The 23893-nt window shown below is 74.2% G+C and carries 21 protein-coding genes; 10 read left to right on the top strand and 11 right to left on the bottom strand.

The window, feature by feature from the left end:
• Positions 1-26: 26 nt before the first annotated feature.
• Both GA0070622_RS11045 and GA0070622_RS11040 read right to left on the bottom strand, forming a co-directional pair.
• Positions 27-695 (bottom strand): response regulator, encoded by a 669-nt coding sequence (locus GA0070622_RS11045; protein ID WP_091573219.1) that lies wholly within the window; start codon positions 693-695, stop codon positions 27-29.
• Positions 647-1939 carry a sensor histidine kinase gene (locus tag GA0070622_RS11040; RefSeq protein WP_245666181.1) on the bottom strand — a complete coding sequence of 431 codons (1293 nt, stop codon included), beginning with the start codon at positions 1937-1939 and terminating at the stop codon, positions 647-649. The genes GA0070622_RS11045 and GA0070622_RS11040 overlap by 49 nt, the downstream gene beginning before the upstream one ends.
• Positions 1940-2102: 163 nt before the next feature.
• On the opposite strand from GA0070622_RS11040, the gene GA0070622_RS11035 reads away from it, so the two are divergent.
• Entirely contained in the window at positions 2103-4217 is a 2115-nt protein-coding gene (locus tag GA0070622_RS11035; protein ID WP_245666180.1) for an MMPL family transporter, read from the top strand.
• Positions 4218-4618: 401 nt separating this feature from the next.
• Here the strand turns inward: GA0070622_RS11035 and GA0070622_RS11030 are convergent, their stop codons facing one another.
• The 4 genes from GA0070622_RS11030 to GA0070622_RS11015 form a co-directional block, all read right to left on the bottom strand.
• Positions 4619-5743 (bottom strand): glycosyltransferase family 4 protein, encoded by a 1125-nt coding sequence (locus GA0070622_RS11030; protein ID WP_091573216.1) that lies wholly within the window; start codon positions 5741-5743, stop codon positions 4619-4621.
• Positions 5740-6999, bottom strand: a complete 1260-nt coding sequence (locus GA0070622_RS11025; protein WP_091573215.1) for a M48 family metallopeptidase — start codon at positions 6997-6999, stop codon at positions 5740-5742. Before GA0070622_RS11025 ends, GA0070622_RS11030 begins: the two co-directional genes overlap by 4 nt.
• A 668-nt stretch (positions 7000-7667) precedes the next feature.
• Positions 7668-7883: a hypothetical protein gene (locus tag GA0070622_RS11020; RefSeq protein ID WP_091573214.1), complete on the bottom strand. Its 216-nt coding sequence runs from the start codon at positions 7881-7883 to the stop codon at positions 7668-7670.
• A gap of 179 nt (positions 7884-8062) precedes the next feature.
• A complete protein-coding gene (locus tag GA0070622_RS11015; protein ID WP_091573213.1) occupies positions 8063-9463 on the bottom strand; it encodes an NYN domain-containing protein in 1401 nt (466 codons plus the stop codon).
• A gap of 127 nt (positions 9464-9590) precedes the next feature.
• On the opposite strand from GA0070622_RS11015, the gene GA0070622_RS11010 reads away from it, so the two are divergent.
• The 5 genes from GA0070622_RS11010 (at position 9591) to GA0070622_RS10990 (ending at position 15064) form a co-directional block, all read left to right on the top strand.
• Complete coding sequence (locus GA0070622_RS11010) at positions 9591-11348, top strand: DEDD exonuclease domain-containing protein (protein WP_091573212.1); 1758 nt, start codon at positions 9591-9593, stop codon at positions 11346-11348.
• A 127-nt stretch (positions 11349-11475) separates the two neighbouring features.
• A complete protein-coding gene (locus GA0070622_RS11005; RefSeq protein ID WP_091577163.1) occupies positions 11476-13263 on the top strand; it encodes a RelA/SpoT family protein in 1788 nt (595 codons plus the stop codon).
• Between the two features lie 49 nt (positions 13264-13312).
• A complete protein-coding gene (locus tag GA0070622_RS11000; protein ID WP_091573211.1) occupies positions 13313-13852 on the top strand; it encodes an NUDIX hydrolase in 540 nt (179 codons plus the stop codon).
• Positions 13849-14724 carry a nucleotidyltransferase family protein gene (locus GA0070622_RS10995; RefSeq protein ID WP_091573210.1) on the top strand — a complete coding sequence of 292 codons (876 nt, stop codon included), beginning with the start codon at positions 13849-13851 and terminating at the stop codon, positions 14722-14724. Before GA0070622_RS11000 ends, GA0070622_RS10995 begins: the two co-directional genes overlap by 4 nt.
• A 52-nt stretch (positions 14725-14776) precedes the next feature.
• Positions 14777-15064 carry an Lrp/AsnC family transcriptional regulator gene (locus tag GA0070622_RS10990; RefSeq protein WP_013287689.1) on the top strand — a complete coding sequence of 96 codons (288 nt, stop codon included), beginning with the start codon at positions 14777-14779 and terminating at the stop codon, positions 15062-15064.
• A 63-nt stretch (positions 15065-15127) separates the two neighbouring features.
• Here GA0070622_RS10990 and GA0070622_RS10985 read toward each other — a convergent pair whose 3' ends face one another.
• The 5 genes from GA0070622_RS10985 to ctaE form a co-directional block, all read right to left on the bottom strand.
• Positions 15128-15805 carry a DUF4142 domain-containing protein gene (locus GA0070622_RS10985; protein ID WP_091573209.1) on the bottom strand — a complete coding sequence of 226 codons (678 nt, stop codon included), beginning with the start codon at positions 15803-15805 and terminating at the stop codon, positions 15128-15130.
• A gap of 210 nt (positions 15806-16015) precedes the next feature.
• Positions 16016-17647: a cytochrome bc1 complex cytochrome b subunit gene (gene qcrB / locus GA0070622_RS10980; protein ID WP_091573208.1), complete on the bottom strand. Its 1632-nt coding sequence runs from the start codon at positions 17645-17647 to the stop codon at positions 16016-16018.
• Positions 17644-18732: a cytochrome bc1 complex Rieske iron-sulfur subunit gene (gene qcrA, locus GA0070622_RS10975; RefSeq protein WP_091573207.1), complete on the bottom strand. Its 1089-nt coding sequence runs from the start codon at positions 18730-18732 to the stop codon at positions 17644-17646. Before qcrA ends, qcrB begins: the two co-directional genes overlap by 4 nt.
• 67 nt (positions 18733-18799) lie before the next feature.
• Complete coding sequence (gene qcrC, locus GA0070622_RS10970) at positions 18800-19633, bottom strand: cytochrome bc1 complex diheme cytochrome c subunit (RefSeq protein ID WP_091573206.1); 834 nt, start codon at positions 19631-19633, stop codon at positions 18800-18802.
• Between the two features lie 72 nt (positions 19634-19705).
• A complete protein-coding gene (gene ctaE / locus GA0070622_RS10965) occupies positions 19706-20305 on the bottom strand; it encodes an aa3-type cytochrome oxidase subunit III (RefSeq protein WP_091573205.1) in 600 nt (199 codons plus the stop codon).
• Positions 20306-20413: 108 nt separating this feature from the next.
• Between ctaE and GA0070622_RS10960 the strand changes: the two genes are divergently transcribed.
• The 4 genes from GA0070622_RS10960 (at position 20414) to GA0070622_RS10945 (ending at position 23277) form a co-directional block, all read left to right on the top strand.
• Positions 20414-21367: a cytochrome c oxidase assembly protein gene (locus GA0070622_RS10960; RefSeq protein ID WP_091573204.1), complete on the top strand. Its 954-nt coding sequence runs from the start codon at positions 20414-20416 to the stop codon at positions 21365-21367.
• A gap of 81 nt (positions 21368-21448) precedes the next feature.
• Positions 21449-21847, top strand: a complete 399-nt coding sequence (locus tag GA0070622_RS10955) for a hypothetical protein (RefSeq protein ID WP_091573203.1) — start codon at positions 21449-21451, stop codon at positions 21845-21847.
• An 80-nt stretch (positions 21848-21927) separates the two neighbouring features.
• Positions 21928-22974 (top strand): anthranilate phosphoribosyltransferase, encoded by a 1047-nt coding sequence (gene trpD, locus GA0070622_RS10950; RefSeq protein ID WP_091573202.1) that lies wholly within the window; start codon positions 21928-21930, stop codon positions 22972-22974.
• Positions 22975-23079: 105 nt separating this feature from the next.
• Entirely contained in the window at positions 23080-23277 is a 198-nt protein-coding gene (locus tag GA0070622_RS10945; RefSeq protein ID WP_091573201.1) for a hypothetical protein, read from the top strand.
• Positions 23278-23893 lie beyond the last annotated feature (616 nt).

Here is a 23893-nt window from a genome sequence, read left to right as displayed (position 1 = left end):
GGGCCCCACGCCACGCCGCGGCGCGGTCAGCTCGGGAGGCGTCGGGTGTCCGCCCCGTCCAGGTAGGCCAGGACGGCCAGCACCCGCCGGTTGTCGTCGCCGGACGGCGGCATCCGCAGCTTGCTGAAGATGCTGTTGATGTGCTTGTCGACGGCCTTCTCGGTGACGAACAGCCGGGCGGCGACGGCCGCGTTCGACCGGCCCTCGGCCATCAGGCCGAGCACCTCCCGCTCCCGCGGGGTCAGCTCGTCGAGCGGCTCCGCGCCGGCTCGGCGGGCCAGCAGCTGCGCGACCACCTCCGGGTCCATCACGGTGCCGCCGGCGGCGACCCGGCGCACCGCGTCGACGAACTGGTCCACGTGCGACACCCGGTCCTTGAGCAGGTAGCCGACCCCGCCGCGCCGGTCGGCGAGCAGCTCCCGGGCGTAGAGCTGCTCGACGTGCTGGGACAGCACCAGCACCGGCAGCCCGGGCAGCTCGGCGCGGGCCCGCACCGCCGCCTGCAACCCCTCGTCGGTGAACGTCGGCGGCAACCGGACGTCGATGACCGCGACGTCCGGCCGGTGCGCGGTCAGCGCCGGCAGCACCGACGGTCCGTTGTCGACGGCCGCCACCACCTGGCAGCCGAACGCCTCCAGGATCCGGGTCAGCCCGTCCCGGAGGAGGGCGAGGTCCTCGGCGATGACAACTCGCACGGCAGCTCCATGCTGATGACGGTGGGCCCACCCACCGGACTGGTCACCGTCATCGTCCCATCGAACGCGGCCAGCCGACGCCCCGTCCCGGCCAACCCGCCGCCCGCCGCCGCCTCCGCGCCGCCCCGGCCGTCGTCACCGACCACCACCGACAGCCGTCCGCCGGCGTGCCGCAGCTCCACCCAGGCGCGGGTCGCCCCGCTGTGCTTGCCCACGTTCGCCAGCGCCTCGGCCACCGCGAAGTACGCGGCCGACTCGACCGGGGCCGCCGGCCGGCCGGGCAGCTCGACGGTGACGTCCACCGGCAGCGGCACGGCCAGCGCCAGCGCCCGTACCGCGCCGGGCAGGCCCCGCTCGGCGAGCACCGGCGGGTGGATGCCGCGCACCAGCCCGCGCAGCTCGGCCAGCGCCTGCCCGCTGGTCTCCCGGGCCTCGGCGAGCAGCCGACGGACCGCCTCCGGGTCGTCCCGCACCAGTTGCTCGGCCAGGCCGATGCTCATGCTCAGCGCGACCAGCCGGGCCTGCGCGCCGTCGTGCAGGTCCCGTTCGATCCGACGCAGCTCGGCGGCCTGCGCGTCCACCGTCTCGGCCCGGGTGGCGGTCAACTGCCGCACCCGCAGGGCCAGCTCGGCGCTGCGCGTCGGCGGCAGGAAGAACCCGGCGAACGTCACGTGCAGCCAGACCAGCCAGCGACCGGCCGCCACGCCGACGGCCAGCAGCAACGCGCCGAGCGGGAAGCAGAGCAGCGCCTCCACCAGGTTGTCGACCGGCCAGAACGGGCCGTAGCCGTACCAGACGTCGAAGGTGTGCAGCACCAGCGGGACGCCGACCATCCCCTCCAGGCCGTACAGCGGGAGGGCGAACGCGGCCAGGCACACCGCGCCGGTGACCGCGCCGGGCAGCAGCCAGGCCAGGTCCCGCCAGGTCGCCGGGTCGGCCACCACCCAGCGGAACCGCCGCCACGTGCCGAACTGCGCGCCGGCCGGCGCCGGCAGGTACGGCGTGGCCATCCCGACGCCGCCCCACCCGGCCAGCCGGCGGTGCAGCCCGGCGCAGACCCGTACCCCGGCGGTGACCACCGGGAAGAGGGCGAAGCCGACGCCGAACGCCGGGATCAGCACCAGCGCGGCCAGCGACAGCACGAACAGGGCCACGTGCGTGGTCAGCGACAGCAGCGCGATCAGCAGCCCCTGGGCGGCGGTCACCGCGCCGGGCCGCAGCCAGGTCCGAAGCAGTACGCGCACCGATGCGTCCACGGACCTCATTCTCCGGCACCACCGCCGCGGATCCGGTGGTGCTGGCACCACCCGTGGAGTCGGGGCGGCACCCCTGACCGGCGGGCCGCCGAGCCGAAGGATCGCAGACAGGGCCCGCAATCCGCGTCGGGCACGAGTGAGAGGAAACCCGATGTCCCCGCACCGAATGGCCGGGCTGCCCGCCGGCCGCCGCGGCAAGTACGCCGTCCTCGTGCTCTGGCTGGTGCTGCTCGCGGTCGCCGGGCCGCTCGCGCTGAAGCTGGGCGAGACGCAGGACAACTCGACGCTCGGCGCGTTGCCGCCCCGCGTCGAGAGCAGCCGCGCCGCGCAGCGGGCCGAGGCCGCCTTCCCCGAGTCCCGCCGGCAGCTGGCCGTCGCCGTCTACGTCCGCGACACCGGCCTCACCGCCGCCGACCGGGCCCGGGTCGACGCCGACCGGACGGCCTTCGCCGGGTACGCCGACGGCGGCGTGGTCTCCCCTCCGGTGCCGAGCGCGGACGGCCGGGCGCTGCTGTTCTCGCTGCCGGTCACCGCCGACGAGCGGCGGCGCGCCGACGCGGTGAGCGCCATGAAGGACCGCCTCGCCGAGGGCGTGCCGGGGCTGCGGACCGCGCTGACCGGCGACGCGGCCGCCGAGAGCGACATCTGGGACGCGTTCGACGGGATGGACGGCGCGTTGCTGCTGGCCACCGCCGTCACCGTCGCCCTGCTCCTGCTGGTCACCTACCGCAGCCCGGTGCTGTGGCTGGTGCCGCTGCTCGCGGTGGGCGTCGCCAACCAGCTCGCCGGCGCCACCGTCTACCTGTTGGCCCGGCACGCCGGTCTGGCCGTGGACTTCCAGAGCCAGACCATCCTCACCGTGCTGGTCTTCGGCGTCGGCGTGGACTACGCCCTGCTGCTCATCGCCCGCTACCGGGAGGAGCTGCGCCGGCACGCCGACCGGCACGCCGCGATGGCGGTCGCGCTGCGTCGGTCGTACGGTGCGGTCTGCGCCTCCGCGGCGACCGTCGCGCTCGGCCTGCTCTGCCTCGTCGCGGCGGACCTGCCCGCCACCCGCGGCCTGGGCCCGGTCGGCGCGGTCGGCATCGTGGCCGCGCTGCTGGCGATGACCACGTTGCTGCCGGCGGTGCTCGTCCTGTGCGGCCGGTGGCTGTTCTGGCCGTTCGTGCCGCGCCACACCCCCGGCGCGGACGAGCGGGACCGCACCGCCGACCACGGGGTGTGGCGGCGGGTCGCCGGCCTGGTCGGTCGCCGGCCGCGCCTGGTCTGGGTGGGCACCGCCGCGGCCCTGGTCGCGCTGACCCTCGGGATCGGCAACCTCGCCCTCGGCCTGCCCGACGACGAGTCCTTCACCACCGAGGTCGGCTCGGTCACCGGCCAGCGGCTGGTCGCCGCCCACTACCCGGGCGGGTCGACCGCGCCGGTCGAGGTGCTGGCCGCCGCCGGCGCGGCCGACCGGGTGGTGGACGCGGTCCGCGCGGTGCCGGGCGTCGCGGAGGTGGGCGGCCCGCAGCGGTCCGCCGACGGCCGATGGGTACGCGTCACCGCGGTGCTCGCCGCCGCTCCGGACAGCGCCCCGGCCCGGGACACCGTGAGCCGGCTGCGGACCGAGGTGCACGCGGTGCCCGACGCGCAGGCGCTGGTCGGGGGGCGCACCGCCACGCTGCTCGACGAGCGGCGCACGGTGGACCGGGACAACCGGGTGGTCATCCCGCTGGTGCTCGCCGTCGTCCTGGTGATCCTGGTGCTCCTGCTGCGCGCGCTGGTCGCGCCGCTGCTGCTGATGGCGAGCGTGGTGCTGTCGTACGCGGCGGCGATGGGCGCGGCCGGGCTGCTGCTGGACCTGATGGGCCACCCACGGCTGTTCGTCGGGGTGCCGCTGCAGGCGTTCCTGTTCCTGGTCGCCCTCGGCGTCGACTACACGATCTTCCTGATGACCCGCGCGCGGGAGGAAACCGCGTCGATCGGGCACCGGCCCGGGACGCTGCGGGCGCTCACCGTCACCGGCGGTGTGATCACCAGCGCCGGGGTGGTGCTGGCGGCCACCTTCGGCGCCCTGCTGGTGCTGCCGCTGGTGCCGTCGGTGCAGATGGGGGTGATCGTGGCGGTCGGCATCCTGCTCGACACGCTCCTGGTGCGCAGCCTGCTGATCCCGGCGCTGACCCTGGACCTGGGCGCGCGTACCTGGTGGCCGGGGCGGCTGTCCCGTCGGCCGGTGGCCACGGCGCCGTCGCCCGCGGCCGAGCGGGCCGCGCTGCGGGTCTGAGCGTCACCACCGGACCCGCGCCGCCCGCCCGGAGCACCGCCCGCCCGGCCCGCCCCGCGGGCGGCGCGCTCGGGGGCGGGCGGGCGGCGCGCTCGGGGGCGGGCGGGCGGCGCGCTCGGGGGCGGGCGCTCGGGCGGGGCGGGCGGCGCGCTCGGGGGCGGGCGCTCGGGCGGGGCGGGCGGCGCGCTCGGGGCGGGCGGGCGGCGCGCTCGGGGGCGGGCGCTCGGGCGGGGCGGGCGGCGCGCTCGGGGGCGGGCGCTCGGGCGGGGCGGGCGGCGCGCTCGGGGGCGGGCGCTCGGGCGGGGCGGGCGGCGCGCTCGGGGGCGGGCGCTCGGGCGGGGCGGGCGGCGCGCTCGGGGGCGGGCGCTCGGGCGGGGCGGGCGGGGCGGGCGCGTGAGGGGTCAGCCGGCGAGCAGGGCGGCCATCCGCTCGGCCTGGGTCTCCCAGCGCCACTCCCGCTCCACCCAGGCGCGTCCGGCAGCGCCGAACTGTTGCGCCAGGTCGCGGTCGGCGAGCAGGGCGGACACCCGGTCGGCGAGTTGGGCCACGTCCCGGCCCCGGACCACGTACCCGGTCTCCCCGTCGCGGACGGCGTCCGGCGCGCCGCCGGAGTCACCGGCCACCACCGGCAGCCCGGTCGCGCTCGCCTCCAGGTAGACGATGCCGAGGCCCTCCACGTCCAGTCCCCGGTTGCGGGTGCGGCAGGGCATCGCGTAGACGTCACCGGCCGCGTAGTGCGCGGGCAGCTCGGCGGTGGGCACCGAGCCGGTGAAGACCACGTCCCGCTCCACCCCGACCTGTCGGGCCAGCTTCTCCAACGTCGCCCGGTAGGGCCCGCCGCCGACGACCAGCAGCGCGGCGTCCGGCACCCGCCGGCGGATCTCGGGCAACGCCCGGATCAGCATGTCCTGCCCCTTGCGCGGCACCAGCCGCGACACGCACACCACCACCGGCCGGTCGGCGAGCCCCAGCCGCAGCCGGACCTGCCCGCCGTCCACGCCCGGGTGGTAGGTGTCCACATCCACGCCGGGCGCGAGCCGGCGCAGCTCGGTGAGCCCGTCCAGCGCCCGGGCCAGCCGGACCCGGGTGTACTCGCCGAGGTAGGTGGTCACGTCCATGCCCCGGCCGATGCGGCGCAGCGCGGCGCGGGCGCCGGGCAGCGCGGCCCAGCCGACCTCGTGCCCGTGGGTCAGCGCCACCGCCCGGCGGATCCCGGCCCGCCGACGCAGCCCGGACGCCAGCAGCCCCAGCGGGGCCGCCGCGCCGAACCACACCGTGTCGCAGTCGTACGCCCGGGCCAGCCGGGCCGCCCGCCGCGCCACCAGCGGGGTGGGCAGCAGCACCTTGGTGCGTTCACGGACCACCTCGAACGGCTGGTCGGCGTCGAACTTCTCCGCGCCGCGCCAGCTCGACGCGTAGACCACCACCGACCCGGCGGGCTGGCGTACGGCCAGGTTGTGCACGAAGGACTGGATGCCGCCGGGGCGGGGCGGAAAGTCGTTGGTGATCAGCAAGGTGCGGCTCATCGGCCGGTCTCCCTGGCGTAGGCGCGGGCGGCGGCCATCCGCTCCACGGTGGACGGGTGGGACGCCGACCACAGGTACTCCCAGCGCGGCGGGTCGGGGTCGGACAGGTTGACCCCGGCCAGGCGACGCTGCATCGCCTCGAACGTCGTCGGGTCGCCGGTGAGCGCCAGCGCGTGCGCGTCGGCGCGGGCCTCCACCCGACGGGAGACCAGCGCCTGCACCGGGGTGGCGAGCAGACCGGCCACCGTGACCAACGCGATCAGCAGCGGGAACGCGCGGGGCTGGGCGATGGAGTCGACGCCCGCCAGCCGCAACAGCGGCGTCCACGAGCCGACCAGGTAGAGGGCCACCACCGCGGCGGCGGCGCCGAGCGCGCCGAGCACGGTGCCGGTCCAGACGTCCCGGTCCTTCGCGTGCCCCAGCTCGTGCGCGACCACGCTGGTCACCTCCGCCGGCTCGGCCTCGCGCAGCAGGGTGTCGTAGACCACGACCCGCCGGGTCGGTCCGAGCCCGGAGACGTAGGCGTTGACCGCCCGGGTCCGTCGGGAGGCGTCGGCGACCAGCACGTCGCGCACCGGGACCCCGTCCCGGGCCGCCATGCTGGTCAACTCCGTACGCAGCGGGCCCGGCTCCATCGGGGTGAACCGGTTGAAGACCGGCTCGACCAGCACCGGCAGCACGAACGACAGCACGACCACCAGGGCGGCGGCGCCGGCCGCGCCGAACGCCCACCACCAGCGGGGGGCGAGCCGCACCACCGTGTAGAAGCCGAGCAGCACCAGCGCCCCGATGACCGCGCTGACCGCGTACGACTTGAGCAGGTCGACCGCCCAGCCGCCCCAGCCCTGGGTGCTCAGCCCGTAGCGGACCAGCACGGTGCGACGCCAGGCCGAGAAGGGCAGCGTGAGCAGGTCGGCGAGGAACATGACGGCCAGCCCGCCGAGCACGGCCTGCGCGACCCAGTGGCCGCCGAAGGGCCGGCCGGCCAGCTCGACCAGGCGCCCACCCAGCGGGGTGAGTCCGAGCAGCAGCGCCACCACCAGCCCGACCGCGAGCGCCGACCAGCCGGCCGGACGCAACGCGTCGTGGAACGCCCGACCCCGGGCGACCTGGTCGACCGGGAGCGACCGCAACGCGGCGAGCTGGTCCGCCCGGGGAGCCGGCGGCCGGCCCCACGGCACCAGCAGCACGACGGCCACGACCAGCGCGACCGCCAGCCCGGCCAGGCTCAGCACCGCCCAACCGCGCGGGGTCACCAGCCCACCCCGCCGTCGCGACCCGTCCGCGTCATGCCGCTCCCCTCCACCGTGACCGCCCATCCTATTGCCCGATCCGAGCGGATCCGCTCCGGTGCCCGACCGCACACCGCCGCCGCCCGCCCCGCCCGGTCACACCCGCCCCGGGCCCGCGCCGGCGCGGGCGCACGTCGCCCCGCTCCCCGCGTCGGCCCTGGCCCTGGCGTGGCAGCGGGCAGCGGCTGACGGCGGTGGCACGGCAGCGGGCGACAGGCGCCCGAGCCACCGGCGCGGCAGCAGTTTCCGGACGACAGACGCTCGGGCGACGGGCGCTCCACGCCGCGTCGTGGGGGGCAGGCGTGGGCGGGTCGCATGCGCGGGCGGCGGAAGGCAGGGCCCGAGAGCGATATGCCTCTGAGTCATATTTATGACCAGGAGTCATATCGCTCCTGATGCATCCGTCTGGCGGGCGCGACACGCCCACGGGAATCGGGCTCGGAATCATGCCGGAGGGGACAGCCAGTCGACAGACCCGGGAGGCCGACGGAGTCGGCCTGAGGGCCGGCCGTCACGGGCTCAACCCGGAGTGCCCGCCCGGCCGGCCTGGAACGCGACGGACTCAGCGAGCCGGACCGATGGACGGGGAGAGTCCGGGCGCGGGGGTCGGGCCACCCGGAGGCAGGCGGTGGTCAGGCGACGCGGCGGCGGGCGGAGCGGCGGGGCGCCGGGGCCGGCGCGGACGGCAGCACCTGCACGTCGAAGCCGGCCCGGGCGAACACCTCGATCGCCCGGTGCTCGGCGGGGCCCAGGTCGGCCGCCGGCGAGTCGGGGTCGAGCAGCGCGGTCACCAGACAGCCGGAGCAGCCGGCGCCACGGATGCCGCAGGTGTCGCAGTCGATGAGCATCAACGCCTCCTGACGGGTCGCCGGTGGCGGTCGGGGAAGGGACCACCACCGTCGGTCACCGAAAGGCTATGCCTCGGGTATGACAGAACCGGACAACGAGGCAGCACCCACCTCGAAAACGATCATCCGGCCACCAGTACGCCGAAGTGGCGCGATCGGAACGCCGCCGCCGAGTGGGGTCAGGAGCGGGCGAGGCGGCGCAGCAGGGAGTCGGCCCCGAGCGGGTACGCGCCGTGGCGGCGGACCCCGTCGGCGACCTCCCGGTCCGAGGAGACCACCACCACCGGGCGGCCGGCCGGCTCGGCGCGGACCAGCCGCCGGATCAGCTCGTCGGCGGTCTCCCCCTTGCGGGAGAAGAGCACGCGTACGCCGCGCGGCGCCGGGGGCAGGCCGTGGATCCGCTCGGCCCCGTCGAAGACGACGGTGACCTCGTCCCCGGTCTGCGCGGCGATCCCGCCCAGGCCGGTGATCAGCCGCTTGCGCTGCTGCTCCAGCGACATCTCGCCGAAGCCGCGTTTGGTGACGTTGTAGCCGTCCACCACCAGGTGTGCCCGGGGCAGGGCGAGGAGCTGGTCGAGGCGGGCCGGGTCGTCCGTGTCGCGGGCCCGGGTCGCGGCGCCGGCCGGCGCGGCTCCCGGCTGGTCGGCGAACGCGTCGGCGACGAAGTCGGCCGGCAGCGTGTCGACCGGGTCGAGCGCCAGCTCCCGGCGCAGCCCGACCGCGGCCTGACCGATCGTCTCCAGCAGCAGCCACAACCGGGCGTCGTCGACGGAGCGGGCCTCCTTGGCGCTGGCCCGGGCCACGCCGGCGGCGGCCTCCGCCTCGGCCAGCCGGGCCCGGGCGCGGCGCAGCTCGGCGTCCGCGTCGGCCGCCGCGCGGGCCGCCCGGCCGCGCTCGGTGGCCAGCAGTTCGGTGGCCTTGCGCTCCCGGGCCTGGGTCTCCCGCAGGGTACGGGCCAACTGGCGCGCCTCCTCGCGGAGCTGGCCCAGCTCCTCCCGGACCCGGGCCAGCTCGTCGCGGAGCTTCTCGGCCTCGACCCGGGCCACCGCCCGGTCGTGCTCGGCCCGGGTGGCCCGCTGTTCGGCCTCCCGCACCAGCTCGGCCACGACCGCGCTGTCCGCCTCGGCGCGTACCGCCTCGCCGCTGGCGTCGATGAGTTCCCGCCAACCCCTTGGTCGGGCCAGGTAGGCCAGGGCGGCCACCTCGACCGGGTCGGCCGCGGCCGGCGCGGTGCCCTCCACCACGGCCGCGCCGAGGTCGCCGGCGTCGGCCAGCACCCGGGCGGTGACCCGCTGCCGGAACAGCGGGTCGGCGGTGAGCTGGGCGGCGATCGCCGGGGCGCCGAGCCGGGCCCGGCGGTTCGGGGCGAACTTGGCGACCCGGCGCAGCGGCACCGGCACCTCGTCGGCGGGCAGGCCGGGCAGCACGGCGGCGGTCAGCGTGACGATCCGCTGGCGGACCGGCTCGGGGAGAGTGGGCTCGGGCTCGACCGTGGTCGACGGTTCCTCACCGGCTCCGGGCGCACCGACCACCGGCTCCTCCGGGGAGGTGCGGTCGTCGTGCGGCTCGGTGAGGGGCATGTGGCAAGTCTCCCACCCCGAACGGGCCCACCGCCCGGTGAGTGAGCCGATCTCTCATCGTACCCCCGTGGTAACGGAAGGGGCCGGAGTGACCGGAGTGTCGGACCGTGCCGTTACCGTCCGGCGGGTGACGCGAGCGGAGTACGTCCAGGAGGCGTTGGCCGGTCTGGACCGGGCGGCGGGCAGCGGGGTCGACCCCGCGTTGCCGCTCTACGCGACCACCTTCGTGGTGGTCGACCTGGAGACCACCGGCGGCGCGCCGGACGGCGGGGGGATCACCGAGATCGGCGCGGTGAAGGTCCGTGGCGGCGAGGAGCTGGGCGTGCTCGCCACGTTGGTCAACCCCGGGGTGCCGATCCCGCCGTTCATCACCGTGCTGACCGGCATCACCCAGGCGATGCTGCTGCCCGCCCCGCCGATCGAGCAGGTGCTGCCGAGCTTCCTGGAGTTCGTCACCGACGCCGTGCTGGTCGCCCACAACGCCCCCTACGACGTCGGCTTCCTCAAGGCCGCCTGCGCCAAGCACGGCTACGCGTGGCCCAACCCCCGGGTGCTGGACACCGCCGCGCTGGCCCGGCGGGTGCTCACCCGCGACGAGGTGCCCAACCGCAAGCTGGGCACCCTCGCGGCCTACTTCCGCACCGCCACCCAACCCACCCACCGGGCCCTGGACGACGCCAAGGCCACCGTCGACGTGCTGCACGGGCTGATCGGCCGCCTCGGCGGGCACCGGGTGGACACCGTCGGCGAGGCGATCGAGTTCGCCCGCGCGGTCACCCCCACCCAGCGGCGCAAACGGCACCTGGCCGAGGGGCTGCCGAAGGTCCCCGGGGTCTACATCTTCCGGGCCGCCGACGACCGGCCGCTCTACGTGGGCACCTCCGGCGACATCGCCACCCGGGTCCGCAGCTACTTCACCGCCGCGGAGAAGCGGGCCCGGATCTCCGAGATGCTGGCCGCCGCCGAGCGGGTGGAGGCGGTCGAGTGCGCCCACTCGCTGGAGGCGGAGGTCCGCGAGCTACGGCTGATCGCGGCGCACGCGCCGCCGTACAATCGCCGGTCGAAGTATCCCGAGCGCCAGGTGTGGCTGAAGCTCACCGACGAGGCGTACCCCCGGTTGTCGATCGTGCGCGACCTCGCGCCCACCGACTCGGCCTACCTCGGCCCGTTCCGGTCCCGGCAGGCGGCCGAGCTGGCCGCCGCCGGCTTCCACGACGCGGTGCCGCTGCGCCAGTGCACCCACCGGCTCTCCCGGCGCACCACCATGCCGGCCTGCGCGCTGGCCGAGCTGGGTCGCTGCCCGGCGCCCTGCGAGCACAGGATCACCCCGGAGGAGTACGAGCACCGCGCGGCCACCCCGTTCCGCACCGCCACGCGCGACGACCCCGGGGTGGTGGTCGAGGCCCTGCTCGCCCGGATCGAGGTGCTGTCCGCGGCCCAGCGCTACGAGGAGGCCGCGGTGGCGCGGGGCCGGCTGGTCGCGGTGCTGCGCGCGGCGGTCCGGATGCAGCGGCTGGCCGCGCTGACCGGCATCGCCGAGCTGGCCGCCGCCCGACCGGCCGTCCGGGGCGGCTGGGAGCTGGCGCTGGTCCGGCACGGCCGGCTGGCCGGGGCCGGGGTGTCCCCGCCGGGTGTCCACCCGCGACCGACGATCGCCGCGATCCGGGCCACCGCCGAGACGGTGCTGCCCGGGCACGGGCCGGTGCCGGCGGCCACCGCCGAGGAGACCGAACGGATCCTGTCCTGGTTGGAGCGACCGGAGACCCGGCTCGTCGAGGCGACCGACGGATGGGCCTCCCCGGTGGGCGGCGCGGGGCGGTTCCGTGACCTGCTGGCGAAGGCGGAGAACGGCGGGTCCCACCAACTCTCGACCGAACGCTCATGACCAAGTGTCCGATCGGACTACGTCGACTCCCTTAGTCTGTTAAAGAAGTGCAGACCTGCCCGATTCGCGGGCCTGCTCCCGGTCGCCGGTCCCGGCGGTCGAGGGTCGGGGTGAGGAGGTGTCCCAGGTGGACGTCGACGCCGGACACGGCGCCGCCCTGGGCGGCGCCCTTCCGACCCAGGGCGAGCTGCCGCTCACCCGCCGCCTGCGCTCCCTGCTCACCTGGCCCACCACCGACGGCGACCCGGTCACCGCCCTGGTCCGCACCCACCGCGGGATCCACCCCAGCGCCGACGCCCCGGTGCTGCGCCGGGCCTACACGATCGCCGAGAACATGCACCGCGGCCAGTTCCGCAAGAGCGGCGAGCCCTACATCACCCACCCCCTCGCGGTGGCGCAGATCTGCGCCGACCTCGGCATGGACACCACCACCCTGGTCGCCGCGCTGCTGCACGACACCGTCGAGGACACCCGCTACACGCTCCAGGCGCTCCAGGAGGACTTCGGCCGCGAGGTGGCCCACCTGGTCGACGGCGTGACCAAGTTCGACAAGGCGTTCTACGGCAAGGCCGCCGAGGCGGAGACCGTCCGCAAGATGATCGTGGCGGCCGGCAAGGACGTCCGGGTCCTGGTCATCAAGCTGGCCGACCGACTGCACAACATGCGCACCCTCGGCGTCCGCTCGGCCGCCTCGCGGGAGCGGATCGCCCGCAAGACGCAGGAGGTGCTGGTCCCGCTCTGCGACCGGCTGGGCATCCAGACCCTCAAACGGGAGCTGGACGACGTGGTGCTGCTGCACCTCCAACCCGACGAGCACGCGCGGATCGAACGGTTCGTGCACGACCGGCCGGGCTGGGACGCCTACCTGGGCGACGTGGTGGCCCGGACCCGGGCCGCGTTGCGCCGCAACCGGGTGGACGCCGAGGTGTCCCCCCGGCCGCGACACCTCTACTCGATCTGGAAGGACACGGTCGCCGGCGACCACGCCGCCCCCTACGACCTGCCGCGCATCGCGATCGTGGTGGACGGCCCGCCGACCGACTGCTATGCCGCGCTCGGCGCCGTGCACGGCCTCTGGCGGCCGGTGCCGGGCCGGTTCAAGGACTTCATCGCCTCCCCGAAGAACAACCTCTACCGCTCGCTGCACACCAGTGTGTGCGGCCCGCAGGACCGCACCGTGGAGGTGCTGATCCGCACCAGCGAGATGCACCGCTCCGCGGAGTACGGCGTGGCCGCCCACTACCGCTTCCCCCGGGCCGCGGGCCGGGCCGCCGACCGGGCCGACGAGTTGGCCTGGCTGCGCCGGGTGCTCGACTGGGAGCAGGACACGGTCGACCCGACCCAGTTCATGGCGTCGCTGCGGTGCGACCTGGCCGAGGCGCAGATCCAGGTGGTCGCCGACGGTCGCCAGGTGGTGCTGCCGGCCGGGGCCACCCCGGTCGACCTCGCGTACGAGCTGGGCACCGAGCGCGGCGACCACTGCCTGGCCGCACGGATCAACGGCCGGTTGGCCCCGCTCTCCTCCGAGCTGGAGGAGGGCGACGTGGTGGAGATCTTCACCGAGAGCGACGCGGAGAGCGGCTTCGAGGTGGACGTGGCCCCGCGCGGCCCGCGCCGGGAGTGGCTGGGCTTCGTCAAGTCCCCGCACGCCCAGATGCAGATCAACCGCTGGTTCGCCGAGCACACCGAGCCGGGCATCTCGATCGCCGACAAGGTCCGCCTCGGCCGCGCCTCCATCGGGCTGGCGCTGCGCAAGCACAACCGGGGCCTGGCCAGCGACCTGCCGCTGCTGCGGCTCTCCGAGGAGTTGGGCTACCCCGACCTGGAGACGCTGCTGGTGGCGGTCTTCGACCGCACGGTCGAGCCGGACACGGTGGTCCAGCAACTCATCGATTTGGTCGACCACCGACAGTAGGGCGAAGGTCGTTCGCCCGCGTCCGCCCGGCGGCCACTAGCCTGGACGCATGATCCCCCGCGCGCGTGCCACCGGACGGGCCCTCGGCTACCAGCTCTTCTACCGGCTTCCGGTCCCGCTGCGGCGGCGACTGGTGCGGATGGCCGTGCCGAAGTACATCGTGGGGGCGGTCACCCTGGTCCGGGACACGGAGGCCACCGGCGCCGGGCGGATCCTGCTGCTGCGCCAGCCGCCCGGCCACAGCTGGACCCTGCCGGCCGGTCTGCTGCAACGCGGTGAGGCGCCCGTGGTCGGCGCCGCCCGGGAACTGTACGAGGAGTCCGGCGTCCGCCTCTCCCCCGACGCGCTCCGGCCGGCCGTGCCGAACGCGGTCGTGCACGCCAAGGGCTGGGTCGATGTGGTGTTCGAGGCGGAGGTGCCGGCGTCGCGCACCGAGCTGGCGGTCGACGGGGCCGAGGTCTTCGAGGCCGCCTGGCATCCGCTGGACGACCTGCCCCGGCTCAGCCGCGCCACCGCCAACCTGCTCGGCTACTACGGCATCGGGCCGCGCGCCGGCGAGGTCCCGCCGGTGACGCCACCGGCCGCGTGAGCCCACCGGCGGCCGGAGCGACGACGGCCGGGGTCGAGGTGTGCGCGGTCGTGCTGGCAGCGGGTGAGGGCACCCGGCTGCGCCCGCTCACCGAGCGGGTGCCCAAGGCGCTCTGCCCGGTCGGCAACGTGCCGCTGCTCGACCGGGCCCTGGCACGGTTGGCCGGCCTCGGCCTGACCGGCCCGGACCGGGTCGCGGTGAACGCCTGCTACCTGGGCGACCAGGTGGTGGCCCGGGTGGGTGACCGGGCGCACCTGTCGGTCGAGCCCGGCGACCCGCTGGGCACCGCCGGCGGGCTGGGACGGCTGCGGGACTGGATCGCCGGGCGGGGCGTGCTCGTCGGCAACGCCGACGCCTACCTGGCCGACCCGGAAACCCCACCGGGCCCGGACGTGGCCGCGCTGCTGGACGGCTGGGACGGGCGGAGCGTACGCCTGCTCGGACAGCCGGCGGACGACCCGGCCGCCCCCGGCACCTTCGACGGGCACCGCTTCGTCGGTTTCTCGCTCCTGCCCTGGCGGATGGTCCGGGACCTGCCGGCCACGTTCGGCGACCTGGTCCGGGCGGTGTGGCGGCCGGCGGAGGCGGCCGGCGCGCTGACCGTGGTCCCCTACCGGGGCACCTTCTACGACACCGGCACGCCGGCCGACTATCTGGCCGCTAACCTGCACGCCGCCGGCCCGGACGGGCTGGTCGACCCGTCCGCCACCGTGGACGGCCGGGTCATCCGCTCGGTGGTGGGCGCCGGCGCCCGGGTCCACGGCACGGTCGACCGGTCGGTGATCTGGCCGGGCGCGACCGTCGCCGCCGGGGAACGCCTCGATCGCGTGGTCCGGGCCGGCGCCGACCTGACCGTCCCGGCCGCGCGGTGACCGCGCCGGGCTCTAGCATGGGCCTCGTCGCCGACGAACGGAGAAACGTCCCGTGATCACCGCGATCGTGCTGATCGACTGCGCCACCGACTCCATCCCCGAGGTGGCCGAGACCCTGGCCAACCTGCCCGGCGTCAGCGAGGTCTACTCGGTGGCCGGGCACGTCGACCTGATCGCCATGGTCCGGGTCCGGGAGTTCGAGCAGATCGCCCAGGTCATCGCCGGCAGCATCTCCAAGGTGCCCGGCGTGCTGAACACCGAGTCGCACATCGCGTTCCGCGCCTACTCGCAGCACGACCTGGAGGAGGCGTTCGCGATCGGGCTGGCCAACGCCGACTGAGACCGGCGGCGGCCGGCCCGCCCCTGGTGGGGACGGGCCGGCCGACCTGGGTCGTGCGGTGCGTCAGCTCTGCGCGGGCGCCGGGGACTCGGTGCCCGGAGCGGGCTCCTCGGTCTCGGTGCCGCCCGGAGCCGGCGACTCGGTGCCGCCACCACCCGGCGCCGGCGACGTGGTGCCGCCCGGGCTGGGCGTGCCGCTGGCGCTGGTCTGCGGAACCGGGATGCCCAGGGTCTGGGCCAGGGCCACCAACGCGTCGTAGTGCGCCTGGAGGACCGGCAGCGCGTCCTGGGCGATCTGCACCACCGACTGCTCGGAGCCCTGCGAGATCTCCGTCTGGGTGGCCTGGATGGCCTGGACGTGGCCGGCCAGCTGGGCGGTCACCCACGCCTTGTCGAACTCGGCCCCGCTGAGGTTGTTCAGCTTGTCGAGGACCTTCTGCTGGTCGGCGGTGGGGTCGGCCGGCAGCTGCACGTTCAGCTGCTGGGCGGTCGACTGCACCGTCTGGTCCAGCTGGGTGTGGTCCGTGACGAACATCTTGCCCAGGTCCTTGACCTGCTGGTTCTGGCCCTTCTGCTGGGCCAGGTTACCGGCGGTGATCTCGAACAGGTTGACCTGGTGCACCGCCTGCAGATACTGGGTGTCCTGCGTCGACGGCTGCGCCGCGGCCTGCGCCGCGGCGGCGGGCGCCAGCCCCACGACCACCAGCGCGGCCAGCAGGCCCAGGCGTTTGATTCCCAACATGCTTCCTCCCCCATGAGACGTCGGACCGCACGGATACCCGGCTGACCGGGGTTATTCCTGCGATTCCACCCGTCCGTGTCGCGGGGCGGCGGGGCACCGGAGCGGGGCCGCCGGGCGTCCGGCGGGCACAACCGGACGACAGTGCCGGAAACGGCCGTGGCGCCCGCCGGATGGTCCGGCGGGCGCCACGGTCAGTCGTACGCGGCGGGGTCAGCGACGGCTCTCGCCGCTGCTGATCTCCTCCCGCTCCGGTCGGGGCTCGACCGGCGGGTGGCCCGGGGAGACCGGCGCCTCGGCCGGCTTCTCGATCGGGTAGAAGAAGCCCCGGATGGCGGGTCCGAGGGCGCCCAGCCGGTTCATCTTCTTCGGCACCACCCAGCCGACGTAGTCCAGCGCCGGCGCGTGACCGTCGTGGCCGTCCGCCGAGGTCAGCGGCTGGTGGACCTCGACGAACCGGCCGTCCGGCAGGCGTCGGATGATGCCGGTCTCCACGCCGTGGGCCAGCACCTCCCGGTCGTGCTGCTGGAGACCCAGGCAGATCCGGTAGGTGATGTAGTAGGCCAGCGGCGGGACGACCAGCAGACCGATCCGGCCGGCCCAGGTCATCGCGTTCAAGCTGATGTGGAACTTGTCGGCGATCACGTCGTTGCCGCCGGAGAGCGTCAGCACGATGTAGAAGGCGACGGCCATGGCGCCCACCGCGGTCCGGGCCGGAACGTCCCGGGGCCGCTGGAGCAGGTTGTGGTGCTTGTAGTCCTTGAGGCGGCGCGCCTCCAGGAACGGGTACATCGTCGACAGGCCCACCAGGATGCCCGGGAGCACGACCGTCGGCCAGAACAGCGGCGGGATGACGTATCCGTCGCCGATCGGGATGCTGATCTCCCAGCCCGGCATGAGTCGGGTCGAGCCGTCGAGGAACATGACGTACCAGTCGGGCTGGCTGGCCGCCGAGACGACCCACGCCTCGTACGGGCCGAAGTACCAGATCGGGTTGATCTGGAAGAGGCCACCCATCAGCGCGATCACGCCGAAGACGACCATGAAGAAGCCGCCCTGCTTGAGCGCGTAGCGCGGGAACATCCGCTCGCCGACCACGTTCTCGTTGGTCCGGCCGGGGCCGGGCCACTGGGTGTGCTTCTGCTTGAACACCAGGCCCAGGTGCACGCTGATCAGCGCCACCAGCAGGCCCGGGATGAGCAGCACGTGGGCGATGAAGAAGCGGCTGATGATGATGGTGCCGGGGAACTCCCCGCCGAAGATCGACGAGCTGACCCAGGAACCGATCACCGGGATCGACAGGATGATGCCGGAGGCGATCCGCAGACCGGTGCCGGACAGGCCGTCGTCCGGCAGCGAGTAGCCGGTGAAGCCGGCCAGGAAGCCGACCCAGAACAGCAGCGAGCCGATGATCCAGTTGGTCTCACGCGGCTTGCGGAACGCGCCGGTGAAGAAGACCCGGAGCATGTGCACCACGATCGCGGCCATGAACAGCAGGGCCGCCCAGTGGTGCATCTGCCGCATGATCAGGCCACCGCGGACGTCGAACGAGAGGTCCAGGCTGGAGGCGTACGCGGCCGACATCGGGGTGCCACGCAGCGGGGCGTAGCTGCCGTCGTAGACCACCTCGGTCATCGCCGGCTCGTAGAAGAAGGTCAGGAACACACCGGTCAGCAGCAGGACCACGAACGAGAAGAGCGCGATCTCGCCGAGCAGGAACGACCAGTGGTCGGGGAAGACCTTGTTCAGCAGCTTGCGCAGCGGCGTGGCGACCTGGAAGCGGTCGTCAACCGCCCCGGCGGTCTTGGCCGGCAGCGCGGCCCGATCGAACTTTCGGCGCTTCATGGCCGCTCCCAGAAGTCGGGACCGATGGTCTCGGTGTAGTCGGACCTCGCCACGAAGAAGCCCTCCTCGTCCACCTCGATCGGCAGCTGCGGCAGCGGCCGGTTCGCCGGGCCGAAGATCGGCTTGGCGTTGTCGGTGATGAGGAACTGCGACTGGTGGCAGGGGCAGAGCAGCCGGTTGGTCTGCTGCTCGTAGAGGCTGGCCGGGCAGCCGGCGTGCGTGCAGATCTTGGAGAACGCGACGTAGTTGCCCCACATGTAGTCGCCGCGACCCTTGCGCTCGTTCGCCTCGCGCGACTTCTGCGCGTCGTCCTCGCGCAGGTGGATGAGCAGGGTCGGCGAGTCGGCGTGCTTGTTGCTGACGCCACCCTCGATGCCGGGGAACACGGTGAGCTGACCGCCGACGCTGACGTCCGCGGGGCGGATCGGGCGGCCGTCCTCGCGGATCAGCCGGATCTTCTCGCCGCCCTCGGCCGGCTGGAAGCCGGTGGTGAACATCTGGTTGTTCTTGTGCGGCTGCTGGATCAGACCACCGACCAGCGGAGCCGCGATCACCGCGCCGACCGGCGCGAGACCGGCGAGCAGCGAGATGCCGAGCAGCGGACGGCGCTTCACCCCGAGCTCGTCGGCCAGGTAGAGCATGGTCTCACCGGTGATCTTGCGATCCTCCGGGTTGTTCACCTGGTCGTGCCGGTCCTGGATCGAGACCTCCTTGGGCAGCAGCTTCTTGCCCCAGGTCAGGATGCCGAAGCCGACGCCGAGGAGCGCCAGGCCCAGGGTCAGCCCGAGCAGCGGGGTGTAGAGCTTGTCGCCGCCCCGACCGGCCTCCCACTGCCACGGCCACCAGATGTAGATCGCCAGGAAGGCGGTGGCGAAGGCGCCGGTCAGCAGGAACATCATGGCGACCGTGCGGGTCAGCCGGCGCTCGGCCTTGCTGCCCGGGACCACCTGCGCCTCGTAGTGGACGATCTCGATGTCGTCGCGCCGGGCGCCTTCCTGCACGATGTCGAACCGGGAGAGCCGGGGGTCGTTCACGTCGAGCGGCTCCGGGCCCGACTGGGCCTGGTGCTCGGTGTGGGTGCTCATGCCGTCACCTCGCTACGCGTGGCGCCGGTGGCCGGCACCAGGGCAATGATACAGATGTTCGGCCGGGTCACGACTTGCCCGCAATCCACAGGCTCGCGAAGACCAGCGCGACGATGCCGACCAGGAAGATCGCCAGACCCTCGGTCGACGGGCCGTACCGGCCCAGGTTGAAACCGCCCTGGTCCTGGTCGTGCTTGAGGGTCTCCTGGATGTAGGCGATGATGTCCGCCTTCTCCTGCGGAGTGATCTGGTTGTCGCCGAACACCGGCATGTTCTGCGGGCCGCTCAGCATGGCGGCGTAGATCTGCCGGTCGCTGGCCGGCTTCAGGCTCGGGGCGTACTTGCCGGAGGAGAGCGCGCCGCCGCCACCGCCGAAGGCGTGGCACTGCGAGCAGTTGATCCGGAACAGCTCGCCACCGGTGGACATGTTGGCGCCCTCACGCAGGTTGCCCGACGGCACCTGCGGGCCACCGCCCAGCTCCTGGATGTACTGGCCCAGCTGGCGCACCTGCTCGTCGGTGAAGACCGGCGGCTTGCGCATCGCCTGGGCCTCCTGCCGGGCCATCGGCATGCGGCCGCTGCTGACCTGGAACTCGACCGAGGCCGATCCGACGCCGATCAGGCTCGGACCCCGCCCCTCGACGCCCTGGGCGTTGCGACCGTGACAGGTCACACAGCTCACGTCGAACAGCGCCTTGCCCTCGTTGCCGGCGGCGCTCAGCGGCGGGTTGTCCTGCGCCTGCACGCCCGGGGCGAAGACGGTGTAGGCGCCGCCGGCCAGCATCAGCGCGGCGGCCAGCCGGACCGCGGCGCCCAGCCGGCGGCGGCCCCTGCTGCGCGCTACGGGCCGCCCGCGCAGCCGCGCGAGCAGACCGCGTCGGCGGTCGTTGTCAGAAGTCATGACCTGTGTCCTTAACCGGTTGGACCTTGTCTCAGGGGACGGAGCAGCGGCGCGGTTCGTGACGCGCCAAGATCACTGAAGCCAGTAGATCATGGCGTAGAGCCCGATCCACACGACGTCGACGAAGTGCCAGTAGTAGGACACGACGATCGCCGAGGTCGCCTGGGCCGGGGTGAACCGACCCATGGTGGTGCGGATCATGAAGATGATGAAGGCGACCAGACCGCCGGTCACGTGCAGACCGTGGAAGCCGGTGGTGAGGTAGAACATCGACCCGTAACCGTCTTCGTTGATCTTGACGCCCTCGTGCACCAGGTGGCGGTACTCGTTGAGCTGACCGAGCACGAAGATCAGGCCCATCACGAAGGTGATCGTGAACCACCGACGCAGGGCGTGGACGTCGCCCTTCTCGGCCGCGAAGACACCGAGCTGGCAGGTCACCGAGGAGAGCACCAGGATCACCGTGAAGGTGGTCGCGTAGGGCACGTCGAGGGCCTCGGTGTGCTTCTCCCACAGCTCCGGCGCCGCCGCGCGGATCGAGAAGTACATCGCGAACAGCGCCGCGAAGAACATGAGTTCGCTGGAGAGCCACACGATCGTCCCGACGCTGACCATGTTGGGACGCGTCAGGGAGTGGATCCGGCTCTTGTCAATGGCTGGGGCCGCAGTCACGCGGTCATTATTGCCCTTGACCGGGACCGACGATCAGCGGGGTGGCAAACCGGTGCCCGCAGTGGCCCGATCGTGGTCGTCCGCTTCGCCTGACCTACCCTGAAAAGCGTGCTGCACGTCGATCAGATCCTCGCCGTCACCTCGGCGGCTCCGGCGACGCTCGCGGCGGGAGGCGAGGCCGCCCCGCCGCCGTTCACCGTCGCCCGGGTGCTCACCGAGACCCGGCTGGACAGCTGGCTCACCCTGGGCCTCGTGCTCGCCGCCGGCCTCTACCTCTACGGGGTGCACCGGTTGCGGCTGCGCGGCGACCGCTGGCCGGTCATCCGCACGGTGTCGTTCCTCGGCCCCGGCCTCGGCGGCATCGCGCTCGTCACGCTCACCGGCCTCGGCGCGTACGACACCGCCCTGCTCTCGGTGCACATGGTGCAGCACATGGTGCTGTCGATGATCGCGCCGATCTTCCTGGCCCTCGGCGCCCCGGTGACGCTGGCGCTGCGCACGCTGCCGGTGCGGCCCCGCAAGCGGCTGCTGGCGATCGTGCACAGCCGGATCGCCCGGATCTACAGCTTCCCGCTGGTGGCGTTCACCATCTTCGTGGTGAACCCGTTCGCGCTCTACTTCACCGACCTCTACGAGTTCACGCTGCGGCACGAGTGGGCGCACGAGCTGGTGCACGCGCACTTCATCGCCACCGGCTGCGTCTTCTTCTGGCCGTTGCTCGGCCTGGACCCGCTGCCCGGCCGCTGGCCCTACCCGGCCCGGGCGCTGCTCATGGTGCTCTCCGTGCCGTTCCACACCGTGCTCGGGCTCACCATCATGCAGAGCACCACGCTGTTCGGCGGCGACTGGTACCCGTCGCTGAACCTGTCCTGGTCCGACCCCTGGGAGGACCAGGTGGTCGCCGGCGGCGTGCTCTGGGCCGGCGGTGAGTTCGTCAGCGTCACCATGCTGGCCGTGCTGGTGGTCCAGTGGATCAAGCAGTCCGAGCGCGAGGCCCGCCGGCTGGACCGGGAACTGGACCGCCAGGAGGCCCGCCAGAAGGCCGCGGAGGCCAGCGCCTGAGTCACGCCCGGGCGGGGCGTCGGGTCGAATGTGACGCCCGCTACGATCAGCGGGCAGCTACGAGGTGGGAGCCACGTCACGATGAGCGATCGTCTTTGCACTGTCCTGCTCTACAGCGACGACCCGAAGGTCCGGGACCGGATGCGGCTCGCCGTCGGCACCCGGCCGGCGCCCGGCATCGAGATCGAGTTCGTCGAGGCCGACGACTACGCCGGCTGCGTCCGGCTGGTCGACGACTACGAGATCGACCTGCTGCTGCTCGACGGCGAGGCGAGCCCGGGCGGCGGCATCGGCATCGCCCGCCAGATCAAGGACGACCGCGACGACGCGCCGCCGACCTGCGTGGTGCTGGCCCGCGCCGCCGACCGCTGGCTGGCCGCGTACGCCGAGGTCGACGCCACGCTGACCCACCCGCTCGACCCGGTCACCGCCGGCAGCACCGTGGTCGAGCTGCTGCGCCGCACCCACGCCGCGGCCTGATCCACCCCGCGGCGCCACGGCGACGCGGCCGTGGCGCGCGCCCCCCAACCGCTTCACTCACGCCGCTCGGGAGGCCCGCCATGGGCGAACGGACCTGGCCGCTTCTGCTCAACGCGCTGCTGCGCGGCGAGGAGCTCTCCACCGCCGACACCGCCTGGGCGATGGGCGAGATCATGGCCGGCTCGGCCACCCCGGCGCAGATCGCCGGGTTCGCCGTGGCGCTGCGCACCAAGGGTGAGACCCCGGCCGAGCTGGGTGGCCTGGTCGAGACGATGCTCACCCGGGCCGTGCCGGTACGCCTGCCCGAAGAGGTGCGCGCCACCGCGCTGGACGTGGTGGGCACCGGCGGGGACCTGGCCCACACGGTCAACATCTCCACCATGGCCGCCCTCGTGGTCGCCGGCGCCGGGGTCCGGGTGGTCAAGCACGGCAACCGGGCCGCCTCCTCCTCGTGCGGCACGGCCGACGTGCTGGAGCAGCTCGGCGTGCCGCTGGACCTGGAACCGGAGCAGGTGGCGCGCTGCGTCACCGAGGCCGGCATCGGCTTCTGCTTCGCCGCCCGGTTCCACCCCGGCATGCGCCACACCGGTCCGGTCCGGCGGGAGATCGGCGTACCCACCGCGTTCAACTTCCTCGGCCCGCTGACCAACCCGGCGCGCCCGCGCGCGGGCGCGGTCGGCTGCTTCGACCGGCGGATGGCGCCGGTGATGGCGGCCGTCTTCGCCGCCCGGGGCGACTCGGCGATCGTGGTCCGCGGTGAGGACGGGCTGGACGAGTTCAGCACCGGCGCGCCGACCCGGGTCTGGGTGGCCCAGCAGGGCGCCGTCAGGGAGGCCCTGCTGGACGCCGCGGAACTCGGGGTGCCCCGGGCCACCCTGGCCGACCTGCGGGGCGGAGACGCCGTCTACAACGCCGACGTGGTCCGGCGGCTGCTGGCCGGCGAGACCGGCCCGGTGCGGGACGCGGTGCTGGTGAACGCCGCGGTCGCGCTGTCCACCCAGGGCCCGCTCGACGGCGACCTGCACGAGGCGCTGCGGGCCAACCTGGTCCGGGCCGCCGAGTCGGTGGACTCGGGCTCCGCCGCTGCCGCGTTGGACCGCTGGCTGGAGGTCGCCCGCACCGCCTGAACGGGTGTCTGTCATACCCGCGTGCCAAGCTACACGGGAGTAATTTTCCGTTTTCGGGCGATGGCTTCCCCGCTTCGACCGGCACCGGACCGAGAGGAGACGCCCGTGTCCGCCCGCGAGTTGCCCTGCGACACCTGTGAGGGCGTCGTGCTGTTCGAGGCGCCGCCCTGCGGCGACGGGCACGGCGTCGACTGCCCCGAGCTGATCTGCACCGGCTGCGGCACGGCGATCCTGATCGCCACGCACGCGTTGCGCCCGTCCCGCCGCCCGGCCCGACGCGCCACCCACCGGCACGCCGCCTGACCCACTCCGCCGCAAGGCCGATCTTCTTCTCGTCCGCCGGTCGGACCTCGCGAGGACGAGCCACCACCGAAAGGTCCGCGCCGCCGGCCAGCGGCGACCAGCGCACCGACGTCACAGCCCTCCCACCCGCCAGCCGACCGCGGCCCCGCCCTCGGCCACTGCCCCACCGCGCCGGGTAGGGCAGGACTGAGCGGGGCGCCGGCAGGGCCAGGCAAGGCCGGTCTCGGCCCGTCCGGGCCGGGCCGGGCAGAGCCGAGCCCAGCCGAGCCGGGCCGAGCCGAACCGAGCCGAACCGAGCCGGGCCGAGCCGAGCCGGGCCGGGCCGGGCCGGGCCGGGCCGGGCCGGGCCGGGCCAAGCTGGGCCAAGCTGGGCCAAGCTGGGCCCCTGGGCCGAGCCGGGCGGGCAGACCCGTGGCGGCAGCCGACCCCCGCCAGGCAGGCACCCACGCCCGTCCCACCGCGCCACCATCCAGCACCATCCCGCCAGGCCCCACCGCCCCCGGCCCATCCCCCACCCACTCCCCTTCCACGCCAGCACCCGGCGATCAAGGAGTTGGCGTCAGGTGACGACGCCCCAGGCGACACAAACTCCTTGATCAACCTCAGACAGGTGGGT

Source organism: Micromonospora sediminicola (assembly GCF_900089585.1).
GTDB lineage: Bacteria > Actinomycetota > Actinomycetes > Mycobacteriales > Micromonosporaceae > Micromonospora > Micromonospora sediminicola.
The sequence above is the reverse complement of the archived record's forward strand: the minus strand, read 5'-3'. Positions and strand labels throughout refer to the sequence as shown.